Genomic DNA, 23,329 nt, shown 5'->3' with positions numbered 1-23,329 from the left:
CGGCTGTGTCGCAGAAAAAGGCTGGCGTCCCCGGCCGGAATCGAACCGACATCTAATTCTTAGGAGGAACTTGTTCTATCCATTGAACTACGGGGACGTTGCCGCGCGCCAGTATATACGGGCGCCCGGCTTGGGGGGTGTATCAGGGGGCTGAAGCGGCTGGTGCTGCAGGGGCCGCTGGCGGTGTGGCCACAGCCGGCGGCGCGGGCGCCTGGCTGGCGTAGCGCGCCACCCATTCCACCCAGCGCTGCAGCGCGGGCATGGCGCGGTGGGCGTTCGGGCTGACTACAACCACGCTCAGCGCCACGGGCAGGCCGTTTTTGGGCGTGACCACCCCGGCCAGCGCGCGCACGCCGTTGAGCGTGCCGGTTTTCAGATGCGCAATGCCCTGCGCGGACGAGCCTTTGAAGTAACGCGCCAGCGTCCCATCCTCGCCCGCGACGGGCAGCGTCTGCAGGATCAGCTTCTGCTGCGCGGGCTTGGCCCACTGCAGCGCGACGAATCGCGCCAGATCCTGCACCCGCGCCTGCTCGCTGCGCGCCAGGCCCGAGCCGTTGTCCAGCGCGATGGCGTTTTTGGCCAGACCCTGCCTGATCAGCCAGTCCTGCACGCGCTGGCGGGCGGCGGCCAGACGCGCGGGCTGGGCTGGGAAGCCAGGCGCCAGGCTCAGCAGCAGGTGACGGGCGTACAGGTTGTCGCTGGTCTTGTTGGTGTGGCGGATCAGCTGGGGCAGGGGCTCGGAAGCCAGCGTTGCCCAGGCCTTGGGCGGACGCACGCGCTGCGCCTTGCGGCCTTTGACGGGCTTGGGCGGTGGCGCAGGCGTGGCCCAGACGACGTGGCCGTCGAGCTCACCGCCCGCCGCTTCCCACGCCGCGCGCGTCAGACCTGCGCTGGACAGCGGGCTAGGTCGCAGCACCACTGTCCGGGGTTTGTCCACGCAGTTCTTTCCGCCCAGACCCATCAGCAGCACGCCGGTGGGGTGGGGCGCATCCTGCGGCAGCCATTGCGCGCGCGGCGAGCACCGGCTGTCGCTGGCGATGGTCAGCGGCACATCGGGCAGCGCGGGGCTGAACTGCCACTCGGGGGCAGGGCGTGCCAGTTGAGCTGGCGCGGCAGGGGCTGCCGGGGCTTTCAGCGCCCGCGCGATGGCGGCGTCGGCGATGGCCCCGTCGCTGCGCGGGGCGCTCGCAACTGATCCCGCAACGGCTCCCACAGCCGCTCCGGCCGCAGGAGCAGCCGTCGGCGCAGCGCGGCTGAGCTGGTAGGCGCTGGTGTTGACAATGTAGGCATCCGGCCAGGTGTGCAGCGGGCTGTTGGAGCTGGGCCCCGGCGTGGCCGCCATGTCGGCGGGCGTGATGGCAAAGGCGCGGTCGTCCAGGATGATCTGCCCGGTGATGCGCTTGAGCCCGCGCTTTTGCAGCTGCACAAACCACTGGCGCAGTCGCTCGTAGGTCAGCGAGGCGTCGCCGCCACCGATCAGGCGCAGATCGCCGCTCAGCACGCCGCCGCTCAAAGTGCCCTCCAGCACCGCCTGCGTGCGCCAGGCAAAACGCGGGCCCAACAGCTCGTTGGCCGCCAGCGTGGTCACCAGCTTGGTGGTTGAGGCCAGCATCACGGGCTGGTCCGAGCGGTAAATGGACACCGCGTGCCCGCCCGGCGTGCCGTCCAGGCGCAGCACGGCCCAGCTCACGCTGTCAGCGCTGATGCCCGCCTGAGCCAGACGGCGGAAGATATCGGTCAGCTCGGCGCGCGCGGCGTCGCTGGCGGCGGGTTCAGGGTTCGTCGCCGGGTTCGCAGGCAGGGCTGGGGCGGCCAAGGCCAGCGGCTGCGCGGCCAGCAGCGCACCCAGCACCACACCCGCCAGCACGGCGCTGGACACACTGCGGCGCGCCGGGGAAAAGAAGAATCGGGACAGGGCGCAGGGAAACAGAAAATCAGTCATGGCACTTTCGTGCCCCGGCAGGGGGCGGCAAGCGCCAGAATGTAGCGCACAACCGCCCCGCACCGTCCCCCAGTCGGGGGAGGGGCTGCGGGTTTGTGATCAAGGACGCACAGGCACAGGGCGATGTTGCCGTGACACAATAAAGGCTTTGCCGGATCGGCCAGAGTGAAGGACGTGCAGTGATCACGACGGGTCTGCGAAAAGCGGTGGTGGGGGGGGCGATGCTGCTGGCGGCAGGCACGGGGCTGGTGTGTGCCCAGAACGCCCACGCCCAAAGTGCCCAGACCCCGCCGTCTGCCGCGGGCGGCCCGAGCGCTGACCGCCGCCAGCCGCTGGTGATCGAAAGCCAGGGCCTGGAAGACAGCACCGTCGATCTCGACCCTCAGCGCGTGCGCCTGCGCGGCCAGGTCAGCCTGCGCCAGGGCGGTTTTGTCCTGCTGGCCGACAGCGTCGAAGTGCGCAAGGTCGATGCGGGCGAAGTCGTCGCCACCGCGCTGGCCGGGCGCGGGCAGGTGCCGCAGTTCACGCAGGCGCTGCCGGGTGGCCAGAATGTGACAGGCACCGCGCAGCGCATGGTGTTTGACAGCCGCACGCGCCAGGTCACCTTCAGTGGCGATGCCCGCTTCGTGCGCACCCAGGGCGGCGTCACGCGCGAAGACGCCCGTGCGCCCGCGATGGTGTTCGATATTGCCTCCAGCCGCGTCTCGCTGCAGGGCCAGCCCCGCGCCAGCGCGGCCGCGCCTGCGCCCGCCACCCCGGGCCGCGTGCGTATCGTCATTACCCCGGACGCCGCCACGGGCCCGGGCACGCCCTGATGGCTGCTGCCGCGCCCGCGCCCCATCCCCCGTCGGGGCTTTTCGCCCAGGATCTGCGCAAGGCTTACGGCCCGCGCGAGGTGGTGTCGCGCGTCAGCCTGTCGGTGGCCCCCGGCGAAGTCGTCGGCCTGCTGGGCCCCAACGGCGCGGGCAAGACGACGACGTTTTACATGGTCGTCGGCCTGGTCGGCGCCGATGCGGGCCGCATCCTGATCGACGGCCGCGACGTGACGCAGCAGCCCATCCACCAGCGCTCGCGCCTCGGCCTGTCTTATCTGCCGCAGGAGGCGTCGATTTTCCGGCGCCTGAATGTTGAGGACAACATTCTGGCCGTGCTGGAGCTTCAGCGTGACGCGGACGGACGGCCGCTGTCCAGGGCCCGCTGCGCCGAGCTGCTGGAGGGCCTGCTGGACGATCTGAGCCTGGGCCGCGTGCGCCACAGCCCCGCCCCGGCGCTGTCGGGCGGTGAGCGGCGGCGGGTGGAAATCGCCCGCGCGCTGGCCACGCAGCCGCGCTACATCCTGCTCGACGAGCCCTTCGCCGGGGTCGATCCCATCGCCGTGATCGAGATCCAGCGCACCATCGCCTTCCTGCGCGACCGGGGCATCGGCGTGCTCATCACCGACCACAACGTGCGCGAAACGCTGGGCATCTGCGACCGCGCCACCATCATCAGCCAGGGCCATGTGCTCGCCGAAGGCCAGCCTCAGGCGCTGGTTGAGGACCCGCGCGTGCGCGAGGTCTATCTGGGCGAACATTTCCGCATGTGATGGCTGGAGCCCCCGCGTGAAGCCCAGCCTGCAGGTCCGCACCGCCACGCAGCTGACCCTGACGCCGCAGCTGACGCAGGGCATCCGCCTGCTGCAGCTCTCGGCGCTGGAGCTGCAGCAGGAGCTGGCGCAGGCCGTGCAGGACAACCCTTTTCTGGAGCTGGAACTCGCGCCCGGCATCGACGCGCCTGACGCCGCACCGTCTGCGGCCGAAGCTGCGGCCGAAGTTGCGACCGATACAGCGTCCGATCCGGGCACTGACAGAGATGGCGGCGATGGCGAAGCGTCCGCTGCGCTGGACACACTGGTCTCCTTCGACGCGATGGGCGGCGGCTGGGACGGCGACAGCCGCAGCGACGAGCGCCAGAGCGGCGGCGGCGGCGATGGCCCGGACGAGGCCTACGCCAGCGCCGAAGCCCCGCTGCCTGCGGCCGGCGACGACGCCTGGCTGGAAGGCCTGAGCGCCTACACCCCCGGCCAGTCCGACGACGATGACGAGGGCGACGGCGCCGCTCACAGCGCGCGCGGCCAGCCGGGCCCCACGCTGGCCGAGCACCTGCGCGGCCAGGTGCGCCACCTGCGCCTGTCGCGGCCCGACGCACAGGCGCTGCTGTGGCTGATCGACGCCCTGAACGACGACGGCTACCTGACCGAGCCGCTGGACGAGCTGGCGCAGGCCATGGCGGAGCAGTTTCCGCCGGACGAGGTCGACCCGGACGACGGCACAGACGACGGCACAGATGGCGAGAACCCGTGGCTGCCCCGCCTGCAGTGCGCGCTGGGCTGGCTGCACAGCCTGGAGCCTGCGGGCGTGGGCGCGCGCGACCTGGCCGAGTGCCTGGTGCTGCAGCTGCGCGAAGCGCCGCGCAGCCCCGAGCAGGCGCTGGCCGTGCTGCTGTGCCGCCATCTGGACGCCGTCGGCCGCCGCGACTGGAAGAAACTGGCCGCGCTGACCGGCACAGAACTGGCCGACGTGCAGGCCGCTGCGCAGCTCATCCGCCGCTGCGAGCCCAAGCCCGGCCGCCGCTTTGCCGACGTGCAGGCGCAGGTGGTGGTGCCCGACGTGATCGTGCGGCGCAGCCGGGGCGCTCTGGCGCCCAGCGTCAACCACGCGCTGGTCGATGGCTGGCTGGTGGCGCTCAACCCGGCGGTGATGCCCCGGGTGCGCGTCAACGAGCAGTACGCGCAGTGGATGCGCCCGCCGCGCGGCGAGCGCTCCAGCGCCCGGGCGGCAGCGGCGCCCGAGGCTTCTGCCCCGGTCAGCAGCGCCCCGCCTGCGGACGCCAGCCGCCCTGATGGCGCAGAGAGCGGTGCAGCCCAGCGCCCCCCGCGCCCGGCCAGCATGGGCGACTGCCTGCAGGAAGCGCGCTGGCTGGTGCGCAATGTGCAGCAGCGCTTTGACACCCTGCTGCGCGTGGCGCAGGCCATCGTCCACCACCAGGCGGGGTTTTTCGAGCAGGGCCAGTCGGCGCTGCGCCCGCTGGTGCTGCGCGAAATCGCCGCTGAAGTCGGCCTGCACGAATCGACCGTCTCGCGCGTGACCAGCGGCAAGTACATGCAGACGCCGCACGGCACGGTCGAACTGAAGTTCTTTTTCTCGTCCAGCCTGGCGCGCGAGGATGGCGGCGAAGCCATGTCCAGCACCGCCGTGCGCCAGCACATCGCCCGTTTCATTGCGGCCGAAGACCCGCAGCGGCCGCTGTCCGACAGCCAGCTCGCCGCGATGCTGGGCGCCGAGGGCATTCAGGTCGCCCGCCGCACCGTGGCCAAATACCGCGAAGCGCTGAAAATCCCGGTGGCCAACCTGCGCCGTCCGCTGGACTGATCCTCTTTTTTCCGAAAGTGCCCATGAACCCGACGACGATGCCGATGTCTTCCCAGGCCGACTGGCAGTGCCTTTTCCTGCCCTGCGCCGCCGGGGTCGAACCCCTGCTGCTGCGCGAAATCAGCCCCTGGCTGCCCGCCACACTGGCGGCGCTGACGGGCAAGGGCGGCGTCTGGGTCCAGGCCGCTGAGAACGCCAGTCCCAGTCTGGCCGAGGTCATGCGCGTGGCGCTGCGCCTCAACCTGCACAGCCGCCTGGCGCAGCGCGTGCTGTGGCAGCTGGCGCATGGCGCTTACAGGGTTGAGGACGACATCTACACCCTGGCCGAGCAGGTTGACTGGCCGGCCTGGATCAGCCACCGCCAGACGATGCGGGTGGATGTCAGTGCGCAGCGCAGTCCGCTGCCCAGCCTGAATTTTGTCGCGTTGCGCGTCAAGGACGCCGTTTGCGACAGCTTGCGCCGCGCCGTCGGGCAGCGCCCCAGCGTGGACACGCGCCGCCCGGACGTGGCGCTGGTGCTGCACCTGAACGCCGATCACGCCTGGCTGTCGGTTGATCTGTCGGGACAGCCGCTGTTCAAGCGCGGCTGGCGCGACGCCAAAGGCGGCACGACCGAGGTCAAGGGCGAGGCGCCGCTCAAGGAAACCCTGGCCGCCGCCATGATCGCCGCCAGCGGCTGGACGGGCCAGGACGGCGTGGCCCTGCTCGACCCCTGCTGCGGCGCGGGCACCATTGCCATCGAGGCCGCGCAGATGGCCTGCGGCATGGCGCCGGGCCTCAACCGCCGCTTTGCTTTCGAGCGCCTGCTGCCTTTCGCGGGCCAGGAGCGCGCCTGGGCCGACGAGGTGGACGCCGCACGCGCCGCCATCCACACGCCGCGCGCGCCCGTGTTTGCCGCCGACATCGCCTTCCGCCTGAGCGATTTCGCCCGGCGCAACGCGCAGGCGGCGGGCGTGGCGCACGCGCTCACGGTCCACACCGGCGACGCACTGCAGCGCCTGCCCCCGGCGGACGGCGGCGTGATGCTGCTCAACCCGCCCTACGGCGAGCGCATCGCCGCGCGCGGCTCGCTGCGTCGCCGCCAGGACGTCCGCCCCGACACGCCAGCCCCCGCCCCGCGCGAGGTCGCCAGCGAGGCCTTTGCGGGCGGACAGAATGCCGCGACCTTCTTCTCGCTGCTGGCCGCGCACTGGAAGCGCCACTACCCCGGCTGGAGCGCCTGGGTGCTGACGCCCGAACTCAAACTGCCCACGCTGATGCGCCTGAAAGAATCGGCCCGCGTGCCCATGTACAACGGCGCCATCGAGTGCCGCCTGTTCCGCTTCGACATGGTGGCGGGCTCTTTGCGGCGTCCGCCAGCGGGCGCTGCTGACGCGCCATGACTGAACCGGCGCCCTTCGCGCTGCTCGACGACGCCAGCAGCGGCCTCGGCGACGTTGCGCTGGCTCGCAGCCGCTGGTACAGCGGCTGGCGCCACGCCCATGTCAGTCTGGGTCCGCAGGATCTGGCGGCTTGCTGCGAGCGTCTGCAGGCCGATCTGGCCGCCGGGCGCCACGCGATCGTGCTGGCCGATTTCGAGTGGGGCATGGCGCTGCAGGGCGTGGCCGTACCGCCCGCCTGGCTGGCCGACAGCCCGCGAGCGCCCGCGCTGGTGTTCCATGTTTTTGACCATCTGCAGCGCCTGAACCCGGCGCAGGTGCAGCAGCGCCTGCAGCAGATTACGCCCGCCGATGAACCCGCTGACGTCGTGGGCTGGACCACCGATCAGGACGAAACCGCTTACCGCCAGGCGGTGCTGGACATCCACGAGGCCATCCGCGCGGGCGAAACCTACCAGGTCAACCACACGCGGCGCCTGCACGGGCGGCTGGCGGGCGGCCCAGTGGCGCTCTTCGCCCGCCTGCGCCGCGCCCAGCCCGTGCCCTATGGCGCGCTGCTGGCGCTGCCGGATGTGACGGCGCCAGACGGCAAGCGCGACGCCCCGACGGAACTGTGCTGGGTGCTGTCGCATTCGCCCGAGCTGCTGGTGGCGCAGCAGGGCGGGCAGCTCCGCGCCCAGCCCATGAAGGGCACCGCGCCCGCCGACAGCGACCCGGCAGTGCTGGCCGCCGACCCCAAGAACCGCGCCGAGAACCTGATGATCGTCGATCTGCTGCGCAACGATCTGGGCCGCGTGGCGCAAACCGGCTCGGTGGCGGTGAGCGATCTTTTCGCCGTGCAGCGCCACGCCACGCTGCTGCAGATGACCTCGACCATCACCGCCACGCTGCAGCCGCAGGCCACGCTGGCCGATCTGCTGCGCGCGGTCTTCCCCTGCGGCTCGATCACCGGTGCGCCCCGGCGCCAGACGCTGCGCTGGATCGCCCGGCTGGAGCACGCGCCGCGCGGCCTTTACACCGGCGCCATCGGCTGGGTCGATGCGCCAGGCCGCGCAAAAGACTGCGCCTGCCCGGATCTGATGCTGAATGTGGCCATACGCACGCTGTCGCTCTCGCGCGGCGCGCAGCACAGCCCGGCGCGGCCGGACGTGCGCGCCACGCTGGGCGTGGGCGGCGGCATCGTGCTGGACAGCGATCCGGCCTCTGAGTGGGCCGAATCGGCGCTGAAAGCCCGTTTTGTGCAGGGCGCCGACCCCGGCTACACCCTGTTTGAAACCCTGCTGGTCAAGCAGGATGCCGCAGGCGTTTGGCAGGTGCAGCACCTGCCTCAGCACCTGGATCGCTTGCGCGCCAGCGCCCACGCGCTGGGTTTTGAAGCGGCCCCGCTGGACGATGCTGCGGCGCTGGACGCGCTCTGGCGCCAGGCCGTAGCGCAGGCCGAGTCCCAGGCTGTGGGTGCCGCCGGGCTGCAGTCTTTGCGCTTGCGCCTGGATTTGCCGCGCAGTGGCGCGCTGAGGGCGGTGGCCCAGCCGCTGGCGCCGCTGCCTGAGCCCGCCCGCCTGATCTGGTCGCCCACGCCGCTGTTTTCGCCGGATCAGCCCCTGGTGCAGGCCGCCCTGACTGCGCACAAAACCAGCTGGCGCCAGCTCTGGGACGCCGCGCTGCAGCAGGCCATGGCGGCGGGCGCTTTCGATGCCCTGCTCTGGGGACAGGATCATCCCGGCGAAGCGCCTTTTGGGGTGGACGGCGCGCGCAGCACGGTTTACGCCCGTGTGGACGGGGTCTGGATCACCCCGCCTGCGGCCGATGGCGCCCTGCCCGGCACGGTGCGCGCCCGCGTGCTGGCCGGACAGGACGAAGCGGCGCTGCATTTGGGCCTCGTGGCGGTGCGCGAGCAGCGTCTGAGCCTGCACGCCGCCCGCCGCGCCGACGCCTGGGCCGTGAGCAACGCCCTGCGCGGCGTGCTGCCGGTGCTGGGGCCAGCCACCTGGCCGATTTGACCGAGACGCCATCAGTTCACCCCGACCAATGCGCGGCGGTACTGGATGGCTTCGGCCACGTCCACCGCGCCGACGGTGTCGCGCCCGGCCAGATCGGCCAAGGTGCGCGCCACCTTGATCGCCCGGTGCAGGCTGCGACCCGACCAGCCCAGGCGCTCGGCGGCGCTGCGCAGAAAGGGAGTGGCACCGTCGTCCAGGGCGCAGTGCACGGGAATCTGGCTGGGCGCCAGAGCGGCATTGGCGCAGCCCTGGCGCTGCCAGGCGCGCTCGCGGGCCTGCGCCACGCGCTGGGCGACGCGCTGCGAAGGCTCGCCCACGGCGTGAGCCAGCAGCTCGCCAGGCGGCACGGGCTGGACCTCGATCTGCAGATCAATGCGGTCGATCAGCGGGCCGGACAGGCGGCCCTGGTAGCGGGCTACCGTCTGTGGCGGGCACTGGCAGACGCGGCCGGTGCCCAGCGCCGCGCCGCGCCAGCCGCAGGGGCAGGGGTTCATGGCCGCGACCAGCTGGAAATCGCAGGGGAACTCGGCCCGCCGCGCGGCGCGCACGATGCTGATGCGCCGGGTTTCCAGCGGCTCGCGCAGCGCTTCCAGGGCCTGGCGGGGGAATTCGGGCAGCTCGTCCAGGAAGAGCACGCCCGCGTGCGCCAGCGAGACCTCACCCGGACGCGGCGGCGATCCGCCCCCGACCAGCGCCACGCTGCTGGCGCTGTGGTGCGGCGAGCGCCAGGGGCGCTGGCCCAGCGCGGGCGTGTCGTCCCCCGACTGGCTGGCCAGCCCCGCCAGCGCCGCGCTGGCCAGCGCTTCGTCGGGTCGCATGGGCGGTAGCAGGCCCATCAGGCGCTGCGCCAGCATCGATTTGCCGCTGCCCGGCGGCCCGACCAGCAGCAGGCTGTGGCCGCCTGCGGCCGCGACCTCCAGCGCGCGCTTGGCCGGGCCGTGGCCCTTCACATCCAGCAGGTCGGGCCAGGTGGGGGGCGCCGCTGCGCTGGCCAGCGGCAAGGCGGCGGGCAGATCGCGGGCGTGCGCGTCTTTGGCCTGCAGTGCCAGCACCAGCTCGCCCAGGTGCTGGCTGCTGCGCACGTTCACGCCCGGCACCTGCGCGGCCTGCAGCGCGCTGGCGGTGGGCAGTACCAGCAGCGGCGGATTTTGGCCGCTGGCGCCGCTGGCGTCGTGATCGCGCCGCACGGCCAGCGCCAGCGCCAGGGCGCCGCGCACCGGGCGCAGATCGCCCGCCAGCGACAGTTCACCCGCGAACTCGGCGCCGTCCAGCGCTTCCGGTGCCAGGTGGCCGCAGGCCACGAGGATGCCCAGCGCGATGGGCAGATCAAAGCGGCCGGATTCTTTGGGCAGATCGGCGGGCGCCAGGTTGACGGTGATGCGTTTGTTGGTCGGGTAGGGCAGATCGCAGCTGAGCAGCGCTGAGCGCACGCGTTCGCGCGCCTCTTTGACCTCGGTGTCGGCCAGGCCGACCAGCGTCAGGCTGGGCAGGCCGTTGACGACATGGACCTCGACCGAGACGCGCGGCGCATGCAGCCCGTCCAGGGCCCGGCTGTGGATGACGGCCAGCGACATGGCGGGCTCCGGTGGCAGATGACGGTTGCATCATCCGGCCCAGAGCCCGCAGCGGGCAAGAGGGGCCCCCTGCGGAGGGGGCGCGCCTCAGCCTTCCAGATTCTCCAGATAGCGCTGCGCGTCCAGCGCCGCCATGCAGCCCGTTCCGGCGCTGGTGATGGCCTGGCGGTAAATGTGGTCCTGCACATCACCGGCCGCGAAAACGCCTTCCACGCTGGTCATGGTGGCCATGCCCTGCAGCCCCGAGCGCGTGACGATGTAGCCGTCCTTGAGCGTGAGCTGCCCGTCGAACAGGCTGGTGTTGGGCTGGTGGCCGATGGCGATGAAGCAGCCGTCAAGTTTCAGATCGGTCGTCGCGCCCGCCTGCACCGGGTCGGTCGAGGCGATGCGCACGCCCGTCACGCCGCTGGCGTCGCCCAGCACTTCGTCCAGGGTGTGGTGGGTGTGCAGCACGATTTTGCCTTCGGCCACACGCGCCATCATTTTGTCGATCAGGATGGGTTCAGCGCGGAACTTGTCGCGGCGGTGAATGACGTGGACCACGCTGGCGATGCCCGCCAGGTAGAGCGCCTCTTCGACCGCCGTGTTGCCGCCGCCGACCACGCAGACCGGCTTGTTCTTGTAGAAAAAGCCGTCGCAGGTGGCGCAGGCACTGACGCCGCGGCCCATGAAATCGGTCTCGCTGGGCAGGCCCAGGTATTTGGCGCTGGCGCCGGTGGCGATGATGAGCGCGTCGCAGGTGTAGCTGCCGTTGTCGCCCGTCAGCGTGAAGGGGCGCTGCGACAGGTCGACCGAACTGATGTGGTCGTAGACGATGTCGGTGGCGAAGCGCTCGGCGTGGGCCTGGAAGCGCGCCATCAGCTCGGGACCTTGCACGCCGTCGGTGTCGGCCGGCCAGTTGTCGACTTCGGTGGTGGTCATCAGCTGGCCGCCCTGGGCCATGCCGGTGATCAGTCGCGGCTGCAGGTTGGCGCGGGCGGCGTAAACGGCGGCGGTGTATCCGGCGGGGCCGGAACCCAGGATCAGCAGGCGGCTGTGTTGGGACGTGCTCATGGAGAGGCCTTGTGTGAGTCAGTGAGGAGATTGAGCGATTCTATCGATTCGGCGCCAACCGCAGGATGAAAGGGGCCGGATTGAATCGGTTTGCCATGGTTTATCATGACTTGCCACGGTGCGGGCGGTTGTGACGCGCCGGTAGAATGGGTCTCAAACAAACCCCGGGGAACGCGCCATGTCCATGCTATCGAATCTCGACCTGATCCGTCGGGTGCCGCTGTTTTCGATGTTGACCCGCGATCAGGCCCAGGCCATCGCCGACAGCGTCGTCAAGCGGCGTTTCCGTCGGGGTGAAATCGTGGTCGAGCAGGGGCGTAAATCCAACGCGCTGTTCATCCTGCTCAACGGCAAGGCCCGCGTGCTGACCGCCGACGAGCGCGGCCGCGAGGTCATCCTGGCGGTGCTCGAGGGCGGCGACTACGTCGGCGAAATGAGCCTGATCGACAACGAACCGCATTCGGCCACCGTCCGCGCCGAGGTCCAGACCGACATGCTCATCCTGGGCCGCACCGAATTCGCGCGCTGCCTGCCCGAGAACTCCAGCCTGGCCTACGCCATCATGCGCGGCCTGGTGCAGCGCTTGCGCCACGCCGACCGCCAGATCGAATCGCTGGCCCTGCTGGACGTTTACGGCCGCGTCGCCCGCGCCCTGCTGAACATGGCCGAGGACATCGACGGCCAGCGCATCATCCGCAGCAAGGTCTCGCGCCAGGACATGGCCAAGATCGTGGGCGCTTCGCGCGAGATGGTCAGCCGCGTCATGAAGGATCTGGAAGACAAGGGCGTGATCGATACCCTGGAAAACGGCTCCGTGGTGATCCGCGAGCTGGCTTCGGCCCCCGATCAGTGAGCCCGCGCCGGGTCGGCGGCTAGAATGCCATTGGACCTCGCCGGACGATCCGGCGGGGCACTGTGCTTTGCCGCTGCGCGCCCAAACGCGCTGGACTATGCCGATAACCCGAGTTTCCGCAGCCCCGGCTGCCAGCGGCGCCCGCGCCGACATCCGCTACACCCCCGACCGGCCTGGCTTCACGCACCGGCTGGTGCTGCTGCTTTACGTGCTGCTCTCGCTGGCCGCACTGGTGGCCCTGTTGCGCCACGATCCGGGTGATCCGGCCTGGTCCACTTCGGGCACGCACGAGGACATCCGCAACCCGCTGGGCGTCTGGGGCGCCTGGGGCGCCGACATCGGCCTGACGCTGCTGGGCTATTCGGTGGGCTGGCTGCTGGTGCTGGCCTTCCGCCAGTGCCTGTCGATGACGGCCGACCTGATCCGCCCGCATGACACGCCGGTGCCTGCGCACGAGGTCTCGCCCGGACGCCGCGCGCTGGGCCAGCTGCGCTTCTGGGGCGGCGTGGTGCTGCTGCTGTGCAGCAGCTGTGCGCTGGAGTGGACGCGCCTGGCTTACACGCCTGGCAATCTGCCTGACCACGCGGGCGGCGTACTGGGTTACGTCCTGGGCCGCTGGAGCGTGGGTTTGATGGGCCCGGACTGGGCGGGGGTGATGTGGGTCTGCGTGCTGGTGCTGTCGGTGTCCTGGGCGCTGTCGTTTTCCTGGCTGCGCCTGGCCGACGGTCTGGGCGGCTGGCTGGATGTGCGCCGTGACGAGAAAGTCCACCGCGAAGCCGCCGCCCTGGACGAGCGCCTGGGCGCCGCCGCGCTGCGCGAGCGCGAACAGGCCGACCGCCCCGAACCTGCGCTGGGCCTGAGCCACAGCCTGGCGCGCGACGCCGAGCTGCTGCAGCAGGACCGCGCGCGGCTGGAAGCCGCCGCCCTGCGCCCGGCCGCGCCCGTGGCGCCTCCGCCCTCCATCGACGATCTGCCGCTGTTCGCGCCCAAGCCCGGCGCGCACCCGCTGCAGTCGGCGGGGCAGGTGTCTGCCAGCGCGGCCATGGCGCCTGCCGCGTTGCCGCTGTGGACTGACGAGCCCGCGCCGATGCCCGCGCCCTTGCCCGAGCACTTGCCCGAGCCTCTGGCTGTCCCGCCCTGGATGGATGCCGCCCCGGCGCCGGCCTGGGCGCCAGAACCTGCGCCGGTTTCCGGCTCTGAACCCACAGCCGCGCTCGCTGATCCGCCCGAAACGCCCACTTGGCAGCCGCCAGCCACCGCCTCCGCCGCCCCGGCGCGCGTCTTTGGCGGCGCGCCCGCCCGCATCGTGCCCAGCGCCCGGCTGATGCAGGAGCAGCAGTCCAGCCTGCTGGCCGACGACGGCCACGCCCACCCGCTGCCGCCGCTGCGCCTGCTGGACCCGGCGCCCGAGCAGATCCAGACCGTGGACGCCGACATGCTGGAAATGACCAGCCGCATGATCGAGAAAAAGCTCAAGGATTTCGGCGTCGCCGTCAGCGTGGTCGCTGCCTACCCGGGCCCCGTCATCACGCGCTACGAGATCGAACCCGCCACCGGTGTCAAGGGCTCGCAGATCGTCAACCTGGCCAAGGACCTGGCGCGCTCGCTGGCGCTGATGTCCATCCGCGTGGTCGAAACCATCCCCGGCAAGAACTGCATGGCGCTGGAGCTGCCCAATGCGCGGCGCAGCAAGATCACGCTGTCGGAAGTCATTGGGTCAGACGTTTACGACCGCAGCGCTTCGATGCTGACGCTGAGCCTGGGCAAAGACATCGTCGGGCGCCCCGTGGTGGCGGATCTGGGCCGGATGCCGCACTGCCTGGTCGCCGGGACGACGGGTTCGGGCAAATCGGTGGGCATCAACGCCATGATCGTCAGCGTGCTGTACAAGGCGCGCGCCGAAGACGTGCGCATGATCCTGATCGATCCCAAGATGCTGGAACTGAGCATCTACGAAGGCATCCCGCACCTGCTGTGTCCGGTGGTCACCGACATGAAGCAGGCGGGCAACGCGCTGAACTGGTGCGTGGCCGAAATGGAGCGCCGCTACAAGCTGATGAGCCGCATGCAGGTGCGCAACATCGCGGGCTACAACAAGAAAGTGGTCGATGCCAAGGCGCGCGGCGAGCTGCTGATGAACCCGCTGAGCTTCAACCCCGAGGACCCGGAGCCGCTGGACACGCTGCCCTTCATCGTCGTCGTCATCGACGAACTGGCCGACCTGATGATGGTCGTGGGCAAGAAGGTGGAAGAGCTGATCGCGCGTCTGGCGCAGAAGGCGCGCGCAGCCGGCATCCACCTGATCCTGGCGACGCAGCGGCCCAGCGTGGACGTGATCACGGGCCTGATCAAGGCCAACGTGCCCACGCGCCTGTCCTTTCAGGTCAGCAGCAAGATCGACAGCCGCACCATCCTGGACCAGATGGGCGCCGAGGCGCTGCTGGGCATGGGCGATATGCTCTTCATGCCGGCCGGAACGGGCATGCCCGACCGCGTCCACGGCGCTTTTGTCAGCGACGAAGAGGTGCTGCGCGTGGTCAGCTTCCTGAAGGAGCACGGAGAGCCCAATTACATCGAAGGCCTGCTGGAAGGCGGCACACTGGACGACGAAGGCGGCGCCAGCGAGGACGCGATGGGCGGCGATGCCGAGGCCGATCCGCTCTACGACCAGGCGGTGCAGATTGTCATCACCGAACGGCGCGCTTCGGTGTCGTTTGTGCAGCGCAAACTGCGCATCGGCTACAACCGCTCCGCACGCCTTCTGGAACAAATGGAAGCCGCCGGGATCGTATCGGCCATGTCGGGCAGCAATAACCGGGACATCCTGGTGCCGCCCCCCTCCCACTGAACCCGGACGATTTCACCATGCGCTTTGCCCCTTTCACCCCGGTTTTTCACCGACGATGCCGCACGCTGGCGCTGACCGCGCTGGGCAGCCTGACGCTGGCCCTGGCCGCTCCGGCGGCGGTGCTGGCGCAGACGGCGGCACCCGCCGCGCAGACAGCGCAGAGCGGCAGCGCCGCGCTCAAGGCCTTCCTGACCACCGTGCAGTCGGGCCAGAGCACCTTCACCCAGACCGTGCTGGGCCGCGACGACAAGCCCAAATCGACCTCGCAGGGCGAGTTCAGTTTCGTGCGCCCCGACCGCTTCCGCTTCGTGTACACCAAGCCCTACCAGCAGACCATCGTGTCTGACGGCCAGACGCTGTGGTTCTACGACCAGGACCTGGCGCAGGTGACCAAACGCAAGGCCAGCGAGGCGCTGGCGTCCACGCCGGTGGCCGTGCTGGCCGGGGGCGACCTGGAAAAATCGTTCGAAATCAAAGATCTGCCCGCGCGCGACGGCCAATCCTGGGTGCAGGCCACGCCGCGCCAGGAAGGAGGCAGCGTCAAGACCCTGCGCATGGGCCTGAAAGACGGCGGCCTGGCCACGCTGGAGATCGACGATGCGCTGGGCCAGCGCTCGGTGATCCGCTTCGAGCGCTTCCAGGCCAATGCGCGCGTCAATACCGCTGATTTCCGCTTCACCCCGCCCAAAGGGGTGGAAGTGCTCAGCCAGTAAGCGCGGGCGGCAGCGGCATGGCGCCTGACCTGTTCGGCGACGAGGCGCCACCGCCTGCGGCCAAAGCCGGGCTTCCGGCAGGCCCGGGACCGGGCGCCCATTCGCCGCTGGCCGAAGCGCTGCGCCCGACGCATCTGGATGAGGTCATCGGGCAATCTCATCTGCTGGGCGAAGGTCGCCCGCTGCGCCTGGCGTTTGAATCGGGCCAGCCGCATTCCATGATTTTCTGGGGCCCGCCGGGCGTGGGCAAGACCACGCTGGCGCGGCTGACGGCGACGGCGTTCGACTGCGAATTCATCGCCCTCTCAGCCGTTTTTTCGGGTGTGAAAGACATCCGTGCGGCCATGGAGCAGGCCGCACAGAACCAGGCGCGGGGCCGCCAGACGCTGCTGTTTGTCGACGAAATTCACCGCTTCAACAAGGCGCAGCAGGACGCGCTGCTGCCTTTTGTCGAGAGTGGGCTGGTGATTTTCATTGGCGCGACGACCGAAAACCCGTCTTTTGAAGTCAATTCGGCGCTGCTGTCGCGATCGCAGGTCTACGTGCTGCAGTCGCTGTCTGAGGCCGAGCTGTTGCAGCTTCTTCAGCGCGCGCAATCTGAGGCGCTTGACGGGCTGGAGCTGGACGAGCTCGCTCGCGCCACCCTGGTCGGTTACGCCGATGGCGACGCGCGCCGCCTGCTCAACCTGCTGGAGCAGACGCGCACGGCCGCCCGCGCCGCCGGGGTGGCCGAAGTCACCGCCGCCTTTCTGGAGCAGGCGCTCAGCCTGAACGCGCGGCGCTTTGACAAGGGCGGTGACAATTTCTACGACCAGATTTCGGCGCTGCACAAATCGGTGCGCGGCTCGCACCCCGACGCGGCGCTGTACTGGCTGACCCGCATGCTGGACGGCGGCGCCGACCCGCGCTATCTGTCGCGCCGCATCGTGCGCATGGCCTGGGAGGACATCGGCCTGGCCGACCCGCGCGCCCTGCAGATCGCCAACGACGCCGCGCTGACCTACGAGCGTCTGGGCAGCCCCGAGGGCGAGCTGGCGCTGGGCCAGGCGGTCATTTACCTGGCCGTCGCGGCCAAGAGCAACGCCGGTTACAACGCCTACAACCAGGCCAAAGCCTTCGTGAAGCGCGACGGCAGCCGTGAGGTGCCCGTCCAACTGCGCAACGCGCCCACCCGGCTCATGAAAGAGCTGGGCTACGGCCATGACTACCGCTATGCCCACGACGAGCCCGGCGCCTACGCCGCTGGCGAAACCTACCTGCCCGACGGCCTGCCCGAACCGCGCTGGTACCAGCCCGTGCCCCGCGGGCTGGAGCTGAAAATCGCCGAGAAGCTCGCCCAGTTGCGCGCGCTGGACGCGGCCGCGCGAGAGGCGTCGGCGGGCGGTAAACCCTGAATCGGCGGTCGATCCGGGCCCAATTCAAGGGAAATTACCAGGGCCCTGGCCCACGTTGCCGGGGGATGAAAGCGCAAACTCTCGCCTTACAATCCAGCCCTCACTGGTCGGTCGAAAGGCTGGTCTGACCCAAAAGGTCCGGTGGGGGCAAAACCGAAGCCAGCCTATCGGCCCCGGCTTTTTGTGGATTTCGCTGACTGACAGGGATTTTTATGGACATTTTTGTACAGCAGATCATCAACGGTCTGGTCCTGGGCAGCATGTATGCCCTTGTAGCCCTCGGTTACACCATGGTGTACGGCATCATTGGCCTGATCAATTTTGCCCACGGCGAAATTCTTATGGTGGGCGCGATGGTGGCCTGGTCACTGGCTACCGCCCTGCAGGATCACGGTCTGCCGCCCTGGCTGCTTCTGCTGCTGTGCATGGTCGTCGCGTCTGCGGCTTGCGCCACACTGAACTTCGTGATCGAAAAAGTGGCCTACCGGCCGCTGCGCAATTCGCCGCGTCTGTCGCCACTGATCACCGCCATGGGCATGTCGCTGCTGCTGCAGACGCTGGCCATGATCATCTGGCGGCCCAACCCCAAGCCCTTCCCGTCCATCCTGCCGCTGGATGTGATTTCCCTGTGGACGGACGGCCCTGTCATCACCAACACGCAGATCATGATCCTGGCACTGACGGCTTTCGTGCTGGGTGGGCTGCAGTGGCTGGTCAACAGCACCAAGCTGGGCCGGGCCATGCGCGCCACGGCCGAGAACCCCCGCGTCGCCGGTCTGATGGGGGTCAAGCCCGATACCGTCATCTCGGCGACCTTCATCATCGGTGCTGTGCTGGCCGCGCTGGCCGGCATCATGTGGGCGTCCAACTACGGCACCGTGCAGCACACCATGGGCTTCCTGCCGGGTCTCAAAGCCTTCACGGCGGCGGTGGTGGGGGGCATTGGCAACCTGTCCGGCGCCATGGTGGGCGGCCTGCTGCTGGGCCTGGTCGAAGCGCTGGGCGCCGGTTATCTGGGCCAGCTGACCAACGGGGTGTTTGGCAGCCAGTACGTGGACGTGCTCTCCTTCCTGATGCTGATTCTGGTGCTGACCCTGCGGCCGTCCGGTCTGATGGGCGAACGCGTGGCCGACCGCGCCTGACAGGAGAAACCCATGACAAACAGCAAAACCTCCAAACTGGTTCTCTTTGTGATCGCGGCCATCGCGCTGGCGGCACTGCCGCTGGTCGTCGGCCACTTCGGCCAGGGCTATGTGCGCGTGATGGCGCTGGCGCTGCTCTACGTGATGCTGGCGCTGGGCCTGAACATCGTGGTGGGCTACGCCGGTCTGCTCGATTTGGGCTACGTCGCGTTTTATGCCATCGGCGCCTACATGTACGCCTGGCTGTCCTCGCCGCACCTGACCAAGAACTTCGCCTGGATTGCGGCCATGTTCCCCAATGGCCTGCATCTGCCCATCCTGCTGGTGATCCCGATGGCGGCGCTGCTGGCCGGGATGCTGGGCATGCTGCTGGGCGCACCCACGCTCAAGCTGCGCGGCGACTACCTGGCCATCGTGACGCTGGGCTTTGGCGAGATCATCCGCATCTTCATGAACAACATGGAGCAGCCGATCAACCTGACCAATGGCCCGCGCGGCATAGACCAGATCGATCCGCTGCACCTGGGCGGCTTCAATTTCGGGCAGACGCAGCACCTGGGCAGCCTCACCATCACCTCGGTCGAGATGTATTACTACCTCTTCCTGGTGCTGGCGGTATTCTGCGTGATCATCAGCTCGCGGCTGGAGCGCTCCCGCATCGGCCGCGCCTGGATGGCCATCCGCGAGGATGAAATCGCCGCCAAGGCGATGGGCCTGAACACGCGCAACCTCAAGCTCGCCGCTTTCGGCATGGGCGCGACGTTTGGCGGCGTGTCCGGCGCCATGTTCGCATCCTTCCAAGGCTTCATCTCGCCGGAATCGTTCAGCCTGATGGAGTCCATCATGATCGTCGCCATGGTCGTGCTGGGCGGTATTGGCCACATTCCGGGCGTCGTCATTGGCGCCATCCTGCTGGCCGCGCTGCCCGAACTGCTGCGCTACATGCTGGGCGATCTGCAGAGCATGACTGGGGGCCGCATTGATACGGCCATCGTGCGCCAGCTGCTGATTGCGCTGGCCATGATCACCGTCATGCTGGTGCGCCCGCGCGGCCTGTGGCCCTCCAAAGAGCACGGCAAGGCCGCGCCCGTCAAAACCGCCTGAGGACTGCGTCATGACTGACACCCAAACTGCTCCTGAAGTCCTCAAGGTCACCAACGTTTCCAAGCGTTTCGGCGGCCTCCAGGCCCTGTCCGGCGTCGGCATCACCATCCGCAAGGGCCAGGTTTTTGGCCTGATCGGCCCCAACGGTGCTGGCAAGACGACTTTCTTCAACGTCATCACCGGGCTGTACACGCCCGATTCGGGCACTTTCGAGCTGGGCGGTAAGCCCTACCAGCCCACGGCGGTGCACGAGGTGGCCAAGACCGGCATCGCGCGCACCTTCCAGAACATCCGCCTCTTTGGCGAGATGACGGCGCTGGAGAACGTCATGGTCGGGCGCCACGTGCGCACGGGCTCTGGCATCCTGGGGGCCATCCTGCGCACGCCGTCCTTCCTGCGCGAAGAGGCCGAGATCCGCGACCGCGCCCAGGAGCTGCTGGATTACGTGGGCATCGGCAATATGTCGCAGCTGCGCGCCCGTACGCTGTCTTACGGCGACCAGCGCCGTCTGGAGATCGCCCGAGCGCTGGCCACCGATCCGCACCTGATCGCCCTGGACGAGCCTGCCGCCGGCATGAACGGCACCGAGAAAGTCGTGCTGCGCGAGCTGATCGACCGCATCCGCAACGACGGCCGCACCATCCTGCTGATCGAGCACGACGTGAAGCTGGTGATGGGTCTGTGCGACCGCGTCACCGTGCTGGATTACGGCAAGCAGATCGTGGAAGGAACCCCGGCTGAGGTGCAGCGCAACGAGCAGGTGATCGAGGCCTATCTGGGCGCCGGTCACGCGGCCCACTGACGAGACGGGAACAGGACGTCCCTTATGACCAATCAAGCATCCCCATCCTCTTCCAGCGCCCCGGTGCTGCTCAAGGCCACCGACCTGCGCGTGGCCTACGGCGGCATCCAGGCCGTCAAAGGCATCAGCTTTGAAGTTCGCCAGGGCGAACTCGTCAGCCTGATCGGCGCCAACGGCGCGGGCAAGACGACGACGCTCAAGGCCGTCACCGGCACCCAGCCCATCCTGTCGGGCACCATCGAGTCCATGGGTCAGAGCATCGCCCGCCAGGGCCCCTGGGATCTGGTCCGCCAGGGCCTGGTGATGGTGCCTGAAGGGCGCGGCACCTTCACGCGCATGACCATCACCGAAAACCTGCAGATGGGCGCCTACATCCGCAACGACAAGCAGGGCATTCTGGATGACATCGACAAGGTGTTCGCCATTTTCCCGCGCCTGAAAGAGCGCCGCAACCAGCTCGCAGGCACCATGTCGGGTGGCGAGCAGCAGATGCTGGCCATGGGCCGCGCCCTGATGACCCAGCCCAAGGTGCTGCTGCTGGACGAGCCTTCCATGGGCCTGTCGCCCATCATGGTCGACAAGATTTTCGAGGTGGTCGCCGATATTCACCAGCGCGGCGTGACCGTGCTGCTGGTCGAGCAGAACGCCACGCGCGCCCTGCAACTGGCCGACCGGGGTTACGTGATGGATTCGGGCGAAGTGACCATGACGGGCACCGGCCACGATCTGCTCAGCGACCCACGCGTGCGCGCCGCTTATCTGGGTGAGTGAGGTGGGCGCATGACCGCGACTCTCGGGTCCTGAAATATAAAACCCGGCACCGCAAGGTGGCCGGGTTTTTTGTGGGCGGGCCAGGCGTGCCGGGTGGGGGGACACGGGCGCCGCACAGGCAATCAGTGCTGCAGGATCTTGCCCAGGAAATCCTTGGTGCGAGCCTGACGGGCGTCGGGGTTCTGGAAGAACTCGTCGCGCGAGCAGTCTTCCAGGATGCGGCCGCCCACGTCCATGAAAATCACCCGGCTGGCCACTTTGCGCGCAAAGCCCATTTCGTGCGTGACGCACATCATGGTCATGCCTTCGTTGGCCAGGCCCACCATCACGTCCAGCACTTCGCCGACCATTTCCGGGTCCAGCGCCGAGGTGGGTTCGTCAAACAGCATGACGATGGGGTCCATGGACAGCGCCCGTGCAATCGCCACGCGCTGCTGCTGGCCGCCGGACAGCTGTCCGGGGAACTTGTCCTTGTGCGCCATCAGGCCCACACGGTCCAGCATTTTCAGACCGCGCGCGGCGGCGTCACTCGGGTTGCGGCCCAGCACCTTGACCTGCGCCTGCGTCAGGTTCTCGGTCACCGACAGGTGGGGGAAGAGCTCGAAATGCTGGAACACCATGCCCACGCGTGAGCGCAGCTTGGGCAGGTTGGTTTTGGGGTCGTGCACAGCAACGCCGTCGACGAAAATCTCGCCCTTCTGGAAGGGCTCCAGCGCGTTGATGGTCTTGATCAGCGTGGATTTGCCTGAGCCCGACGGGCCGCAGACCACCACCACTTCACCCTTGGCGATCTGCGTGGTGCACTCGTTGAGCACCTGCACCTTGCCATACCATTTGGAAACCTGTTTGAGTTCGATCATGACTGCTCCAGGCCATCAGCGGATGATGGCAATCTTCTTGTTCAGGCGTTTGACCAGCGTGGACAGGCCAAAACAGATGACGAAATACACCACGGCGGCGATCAGGTAGGCCTCCACCGGGCGGCCCAGGTTCTTGCCGGCCGTCTCGAAGCCCTTGAGCAGGTCGTAGGCGCCAATGGCATAAACCAGCGAGGTGTCCTGGAACAGGATGATGGTCTGCGTCAGGAACACCGGCAGCATGTTGCGGAAGGCCTGCGGCAGCACCACCAGCTGCATGTTCTGGCTGTAGGTCATGCCCAGCGCCTGCCCGGCGTGGATCTGCCCGCGCGGGATGGACTGGATACCCGCCCGCACGATCTCGGAGAAATACGCTGCCTCGAAAGCGATGAAGGTGATGATGGCGGAAGGCTCGGCGCCCAGCGGGCGGCCCAGCAGGAAAGGCATCAGCAGGAAGAACCACAGGATCACCATCACCAGCGGGATCGAGCGCATGCCGTTGACATAAACGGTGGCTGGAATGGCCAGCACCGCTTTCCCTGACAGACGCATCAGCGCCAGCACCGTGCCCAGCGCGACGCCGCCCAGGGTGGCGATCAGCGTCAGCTGGATGCTGAACCAGAAGCCCTTGCTGACGTACTGGGAGAGCAGGTCCCAGTTCAGTACGCTCCAGTCGAGTGTCATGTCAGTGTCCTCCGCCCATGCCGCCCGCAGCGACAAAGCCCGGCACGCGTGCGCGCTTCTCGATGAAGGCCATCACGCGGTTGATGAACAGCGCCGTGATGATGTAGAGCGTGGTCACCGCCAGATAGACCTCGATGCCGCGCGAGGTCTCTTCCTGCACCTGCATGGCGTACATGGTCAGCTCGGCGATGGACACCGCAAAAGCCACCGACGAGTTCTTGACGATGTTCATCGTCTCGCTGGTCAGCGGCGGAATGATGATGCGGAAAGCCATGGGCAGCAGCACATAACGGTAGGTCTGAAAGGTGGTGAAACCCATGGCCATGCCCGCATAGCGCTGGCCCTTGGGCAGCGAGAACACACCCGCACGCACCTGCTCGGCAATGCGCGCCGAGGTGAAAAAGCCCAGTGCAAACACCACCATCACGAAGCCGGGAATGGCCTGCAGCGAGGGGAAAATGGCCGGCAGCGCGTAGTACCACAGGAACAGCTGGACCAGCAGCGGGATGTTGCGGAACAGCTCGACCCAGGCGTCACCGATGAAGACCAGCAGGCGGTTGCCCTGCAGCGTGCGCAGCGCGCCCACCAGCGTGCCGACAATCAGCGCGACGGCCAGCGCCGAGAAGGCCACTTTGGCCGTCCAGCCCCAGGCCGACAGCAGCCAGTCGAGGTAAGTGTAATCCTGACCCTTGCCCAGGCAGCTGGCGACCAGCTCCCCGGTGATGGTGTCATTGCAGATGAAGTGCCAGTCCAGGGCCATGGCGATTCCTTCAGAACATCAGGCGCAGCAAAAGAAAATCCCC

The 23,329-nt window shown here is 68.6% G+C and carries 18 protein-coding genes, 1 tRNA gene and 2 pseudogenes; 14 read left to right on the top strand and 7 right to left on the bottom strand.

The annotated features are described in order from the left end of the window. Positions 1-22: 22 nt before the first annotated feature. Positions 23-97 (bottom strand) — tRNA-Arg (locus RV045_RS09440). A 45-nt stretch (positions 98-142) separates the two neighbouring features. Then, positions 143-1,942 (bottom strand): D-alanyl-D-alanine carboxypeptidase/D-alanyl-D-alanine-endopeptidase, encoded by a 1,800-nt coding sequence (locus tag RV045_RS09435; protein ID WP_423235533.1) that lies wholly within the window; start codon positions 1,940-1,942, stop codon positions 143-145. 179 nt (positions 1,943-2,121) lie between these two features. On the opposite strand from RV045_RS09435, the gene RV045_RS09430 reads away from it, so the two are divergent. Genes RV045_RS09430 through RV045_RS09410 form a run of 5 tightly spaced genes read left to right on the top strand, consistent with a single transcriptional unit; the run spans position 2,122 to position 8,731 of the window. Then, on the top strand, positions 2,122-2,757 hold the full coding sequence (locus RV045_RS09430; protein WP_423235532.1) for an LptA/OstA family protein: 636 nt from the start codon (positions 2,122-2,124) through the stop codon (positions 2,755-2,757). After that, a complete protein-coding gene (lptB, locus tag RV045_RS09425; protein ID WP_423235531.1) occupies positions 2,757-3,527 on the top strand; it encodes an LPS export ABC transporter ATP-binding protein in 771 nt (256 codons plus the stop codon). Before RV045_RS09430 ends, lptB begins: the two co-directional genes overlap by 1 nt. 16 nt (positions 3,528-3,543) lie before the next feature. Continuing rightward, positions 3,544-5,352, top strand: coding sequence for an RNA polymerase factor sigma-54 (gene rpoN / locus RV045_RS09420; protein ID WP_423235530.1), 1,809 nt, complete (start codon positions 3,544-3,546; stop codon positions 5,350-5,352). Between the two features lie 23 nt (positions 5,353-5,375). After that, positions 5,376-6,734: a THUMP domain-containing class I SAM-dependent RNA methyltransferase gene (locus RV045_RS09415; RefSeq protein WP_423235529.1), complete on the top strand. Its 1,359-nt coding sequence runs from the start codon at positions 5,376-5,378 to the stop codon at positions 6,732-6,734. Further along, the gene (locus RV045_RS09410; protein WP_423235528.1) at positions 6,731-8,731 is read left to right on the top strand and encodes a bifunctional chorismate-binding protein/class IV aminotransferase; all 2,001 of its coding nucleotides are present in this window, start codon (positions 6,731-6,733) and stop codon (positions 8,729-8,731) included. Before RV045_RS09415 ends, RV045_RS09410 begins: the two co-directional genes overlap by 4 nt. 11 nt (positions 8,732-8,742) lie before the next feature. Here the strand turns inward: RV045_RS09410 and RV045_RS09405 are convergent, their stop codons facing one another. Further along, the gene (locus tag RV045_RS09405; RefSeq protein WP_423235527.1) at positions 8,743-10,305 is read right to left on the bottom strand and encodes a YifB family Mg chelatase-like AAA ATPase; all 1,563 of its coding nucleotides are present in this window, start codon (positions 10,303-10,305) and stop codon (positions 8,743-8,745) included. Positions 10,306-10,392: 87 nt separating this feature from the next. Continuing rightward, the gene (trxB, locus tag RV045_RS09400; protein WP_423235526.1) at positions 10,393-11,358 is read right to left on the bottom strand and encodes a thioredoxin-disulfide reductase; all 966 of its coding nucleotides are present in this window, start codon (positions 11,356-11,358) and stop codon (positions 10,393-10,395) included. A gap of 178 nt (positions 11,359-11,536) precedes the next feature. On the opposite strand from trxB, the gene RV045_RS09395 reads away from it, so the two are divergent. The 9 genes and pseudogenes from RV045_RS09395 to RV045_RS09355 all read left to right on the top strand — a co-directional run bounded on the left by RV045_RS09395 (position 11,537) and on the right by RV045_RS09355 (position 20,985). Then, positions 11,537-12,211 carry a Crp/Fnr family transcriptional regulator gene (locus tag RV045_RS09395; RefSeq protein WP_423235525.1) on the top strand — a complete coding sequence of 225 codons (675 nt, stop codon included), beginning with the start codon at positions 11,537-11,539 and terminating at the stop codon, positions 12,209-12,211. Between the two features lie 97 nt (positions 12,212-12,308). After that, positions 12,309-12,929: pseudogene (locus tag RV045_RS09390) on the top strand (DNA translocase FtsK 4TM domain-containing protein); the annotation flags it as partial. A 576-nt stretch (positions 12,930-13,505) separates the two neighbouring features. Further along, positions 13,506-15,059, top strand: a pseudogene (locus tag RV045_RS09385) (DNA translocase FtsK); the annotation flags it as partial. A 17-nt stretch (positions 15,060-15,076) separates the two neighbouring features. Further along, positions 15,077-15,772, top strand: a complete 696-nt coding sequence (gene lolA / locus RV045_RS09380; protein WP_423235524.1) for an outer membrane lipoprotein periplasmic chaperone LolA — start codon at positions 15,077-15,079, stop codon at positions 15,770-15,772. A 17-nt stretch (positions 15,773-15,789) separates the two neighbouring features. Next, positions 15,790-17,166 carry a replication-associated recombination protein A gene (locus RV045_RS09375; protein WP_423235523.1) on the top strand — a complete coding sequence of 459 codons (1,377 nt, stop codon included), beginning with the start codon at positions 15,790-15,792 and terminating at the stop codon, positions 17,164-17,166. Positions 17,167-17,378: 212 nt separating this feature from the next. Continuing rightward, positions 17,379-18,308 carry a branched-chain amino acid ABC transporter permease gene (locus RV045_RS09370; RefSeq protein WP_423235522.1) on the top strand — a complete coding sequence of 310 codons (930 nt, stop codon included), beginning with the start codon at positions 17,379-17,381 and terminating at the stop codon, positions 18,306-18,308. 12 nt (positions 18,309-18,320) lie between these two features. Next, positions 18,321-19,412, top strand: a complete 1,092-nt coding sequence (locus tag RV045_RS09365) for an ABC transporter permease subunit (RefSeq protein ID WP_423235521.1) — start codon at positions 18,321-18,323, stop codon at positions 19,410-19,412. Between the two features lie 10 nt (positions 19,413-19,422). Beyond that, positions 19,423-20,214 (top strand): ABC transporter ATP-binding protein, encoded by a 792-nt coding sequence (locus RV045_RS09360; RefSeq protein WP_423235520.1) that lies wholly within the window; start codon positions 19,423-19,425, stop codon positions 20,212-20,214. 24 nt (positions 20,215-20,238) lie between these two features. Beyond that, complete coding sequence (locus tag RV045_RS09355; protein WP_423235519.1) at positions 20,239-20,985, top strand: ABC transporter ATP-binding protein; 747 nt, start codon at positions 20,239-20,241, stop codon at positions 20,983-20,985. A gap of 122 nt (positions 20,986-21,107) precedes the next feature. Here RV045_RS09355 and RV045_RS09350 read toward each other — a convergent pair whose 3' ends face one another. The 3 genes from RV045_RS09350 to RV045_RS09340 are packed head-to-tail and all read right to left on the bottom strand — an operon-like array spanning position 21,108 to position 23,286. Then, positions 21,108-21,845: an amino acid ABC transporter ATP-binding protein gene (locus tag RV045_RS09350; protein ID WP_423235518.1), complete on the bottom strand. Its 738-nt coding sequence runs from the start codon at positions 21,843-21,845 to the stop codon at positions 21,108-21,110. Between the two features lie 15 nt (positions 21,846-21,860). After that, a complete protein-coding gene (locus tag RV045_RS09345) occupies positions 21,861-22,526 on the bottom strand; it encodes an amino acid ABC transporter permease (RefSeq protein ID WP_423235517.1) in 666 nt (221 codons plus the stop codon). 1 nt (position 22,527) lies between these two features. Next, positions 22,528-23,286, bottom strand: a complete 759-nt coding sequence (locus RV045_RS09340) for an amino acid ABC transporter permease (RefSeq protein ID WP_423235516.1) — start codon at positions 23,284-23,286, stop codon at positions 22,528-22,530. Positions 23,287-23,329: the final 43 nt, after the last annotated feature.

The organism is Amphibiibacter pelophylacis (assembly GCF_037688875.1).
Classification (GTDB): Bacteria; Pseudomonadota; Gammaproteobacteria; order Burkholderiales; family Burkholderiaceae_C; genus Amphibiibacter; species Amphibiibacter pelophylacis.
This window is presented reverse-complemented; position numbering and strand designations above follow the sequence as displayed.

Excerpts from the sequence above, each read along its gene's own strand:
- RV045_RS09375 (WP_423235523.1), top strand. The coding sequence starts at position 15,790 with ATGGCGCCTGACCTGTTCGGCGACGAGGCGCCACCGCCTGCGGCCAAA.
- RV045_RS09345 (WP_423235517.1), bottom strand. The coding sequence starts at position 22,526 with ATGACACTCGACTGGAGCGTACTGAACTGGGACCTGCTCTCCCAGTAC.
- RV045_RS09360 (WP_423235520.1), top strand. The coding sequence starts at position 19,423 with ATGACTGACACCCAAACTGCTCCTGAAGTCCTCAAGGTCACCAACGTT.
- RV045_RS09350 (WP_423235518.1), bottom strand. The coding sequence starts at position 21,845 with ATGATCGAACTCAAACAGGTTTCCAAATGGTATGGCAAGGTGCAGGTG.
- RV045_RS09405 (WP_423235527.1), bottom strand. The coding sequence starts at position 10,305 with ATGTCGCTGGCCGTCATCCACAGCCGGGCCCTGGACGGGCTGCATGCG.
- RV045_RS09415 (WP_423235529.1), top strand. The coding sequence starts at position 5,376 with ATGAACCCGACGACGATGCCGATGTCTTCCCAGGCCGACTGGCAGTGC.
- RV045_RS09435 (WP_423235533.1), bottom strand. The coding sequence starts at position 1,942 with ATGACTGATTTTCTGTTTCCCTGCGCCCTGTCCCGATTCTTCTTTTCC.
- RV045_RS09410 (WP_423235528.1), top strand. The coding sequence starts at position 6,731 with ATGACTGAACCGGCGCCCTTCGCGCTGCTCGACGACGCCAGCAGCGGC.
- lolA (WP_423235524.1), top strand. The coding sequence starts at position 15,077 with ATGCGCTTTGCCCCTTTCACCCCGGTTTTTCACCGACGATGCCGCACG.
- RV045_RS09355 (WP_423235519.1), top strand. The coding sequence starts at position 20,239 with ATGACCAATCAAGCATCCCCATCCTCTTCCAGCGCCCCGGTGCTGCTC.
- RV045_RS09365 (WP_423235521.1), top strand. The coding sequence starts at position 18,321 with ATGACAAACAGCAAAACCTCCAAACTGGTTCTCTTTGTGATCGCGGCC.
- RV045_RS09370 (WP_423235522.1), top strand. The coding sequence starts at position 17,379 with ATGGACATTTTTGTACAGCAGATCATCAACGGTCTGGTCCTGGGCAGC.
- RV045_RS09340 (WP_423235516.1), bottom strand. The coding sequence starts at position 23,286 with ATGGCCCTGGACTGGCACTTCATCTGCAATGACACCATCACCGGGGAG.
- trxB (WP_423235526.1), bottom strand. The coding sequence starts at position 11,358 with ATGAGCACGTCCCAACACAGCCGCCTGCTGATCCTGGGTTCCGGCCCC.
- lptB (WP_423235531.1), top strand. The coding sequence starts at position 2,757 with ATGGCTGCTGCCGCGCCCGCGCCCCATCCCCCGTCGGGGCTTTTCGCC.
- RV045_RS09395 (WP_423235525.1), top strand. The coding sequence starts at position 11,537 with ATGTCCATGCTATCGAATCTCGACCTGATCCGTCGGGTGCCGCTGTTT.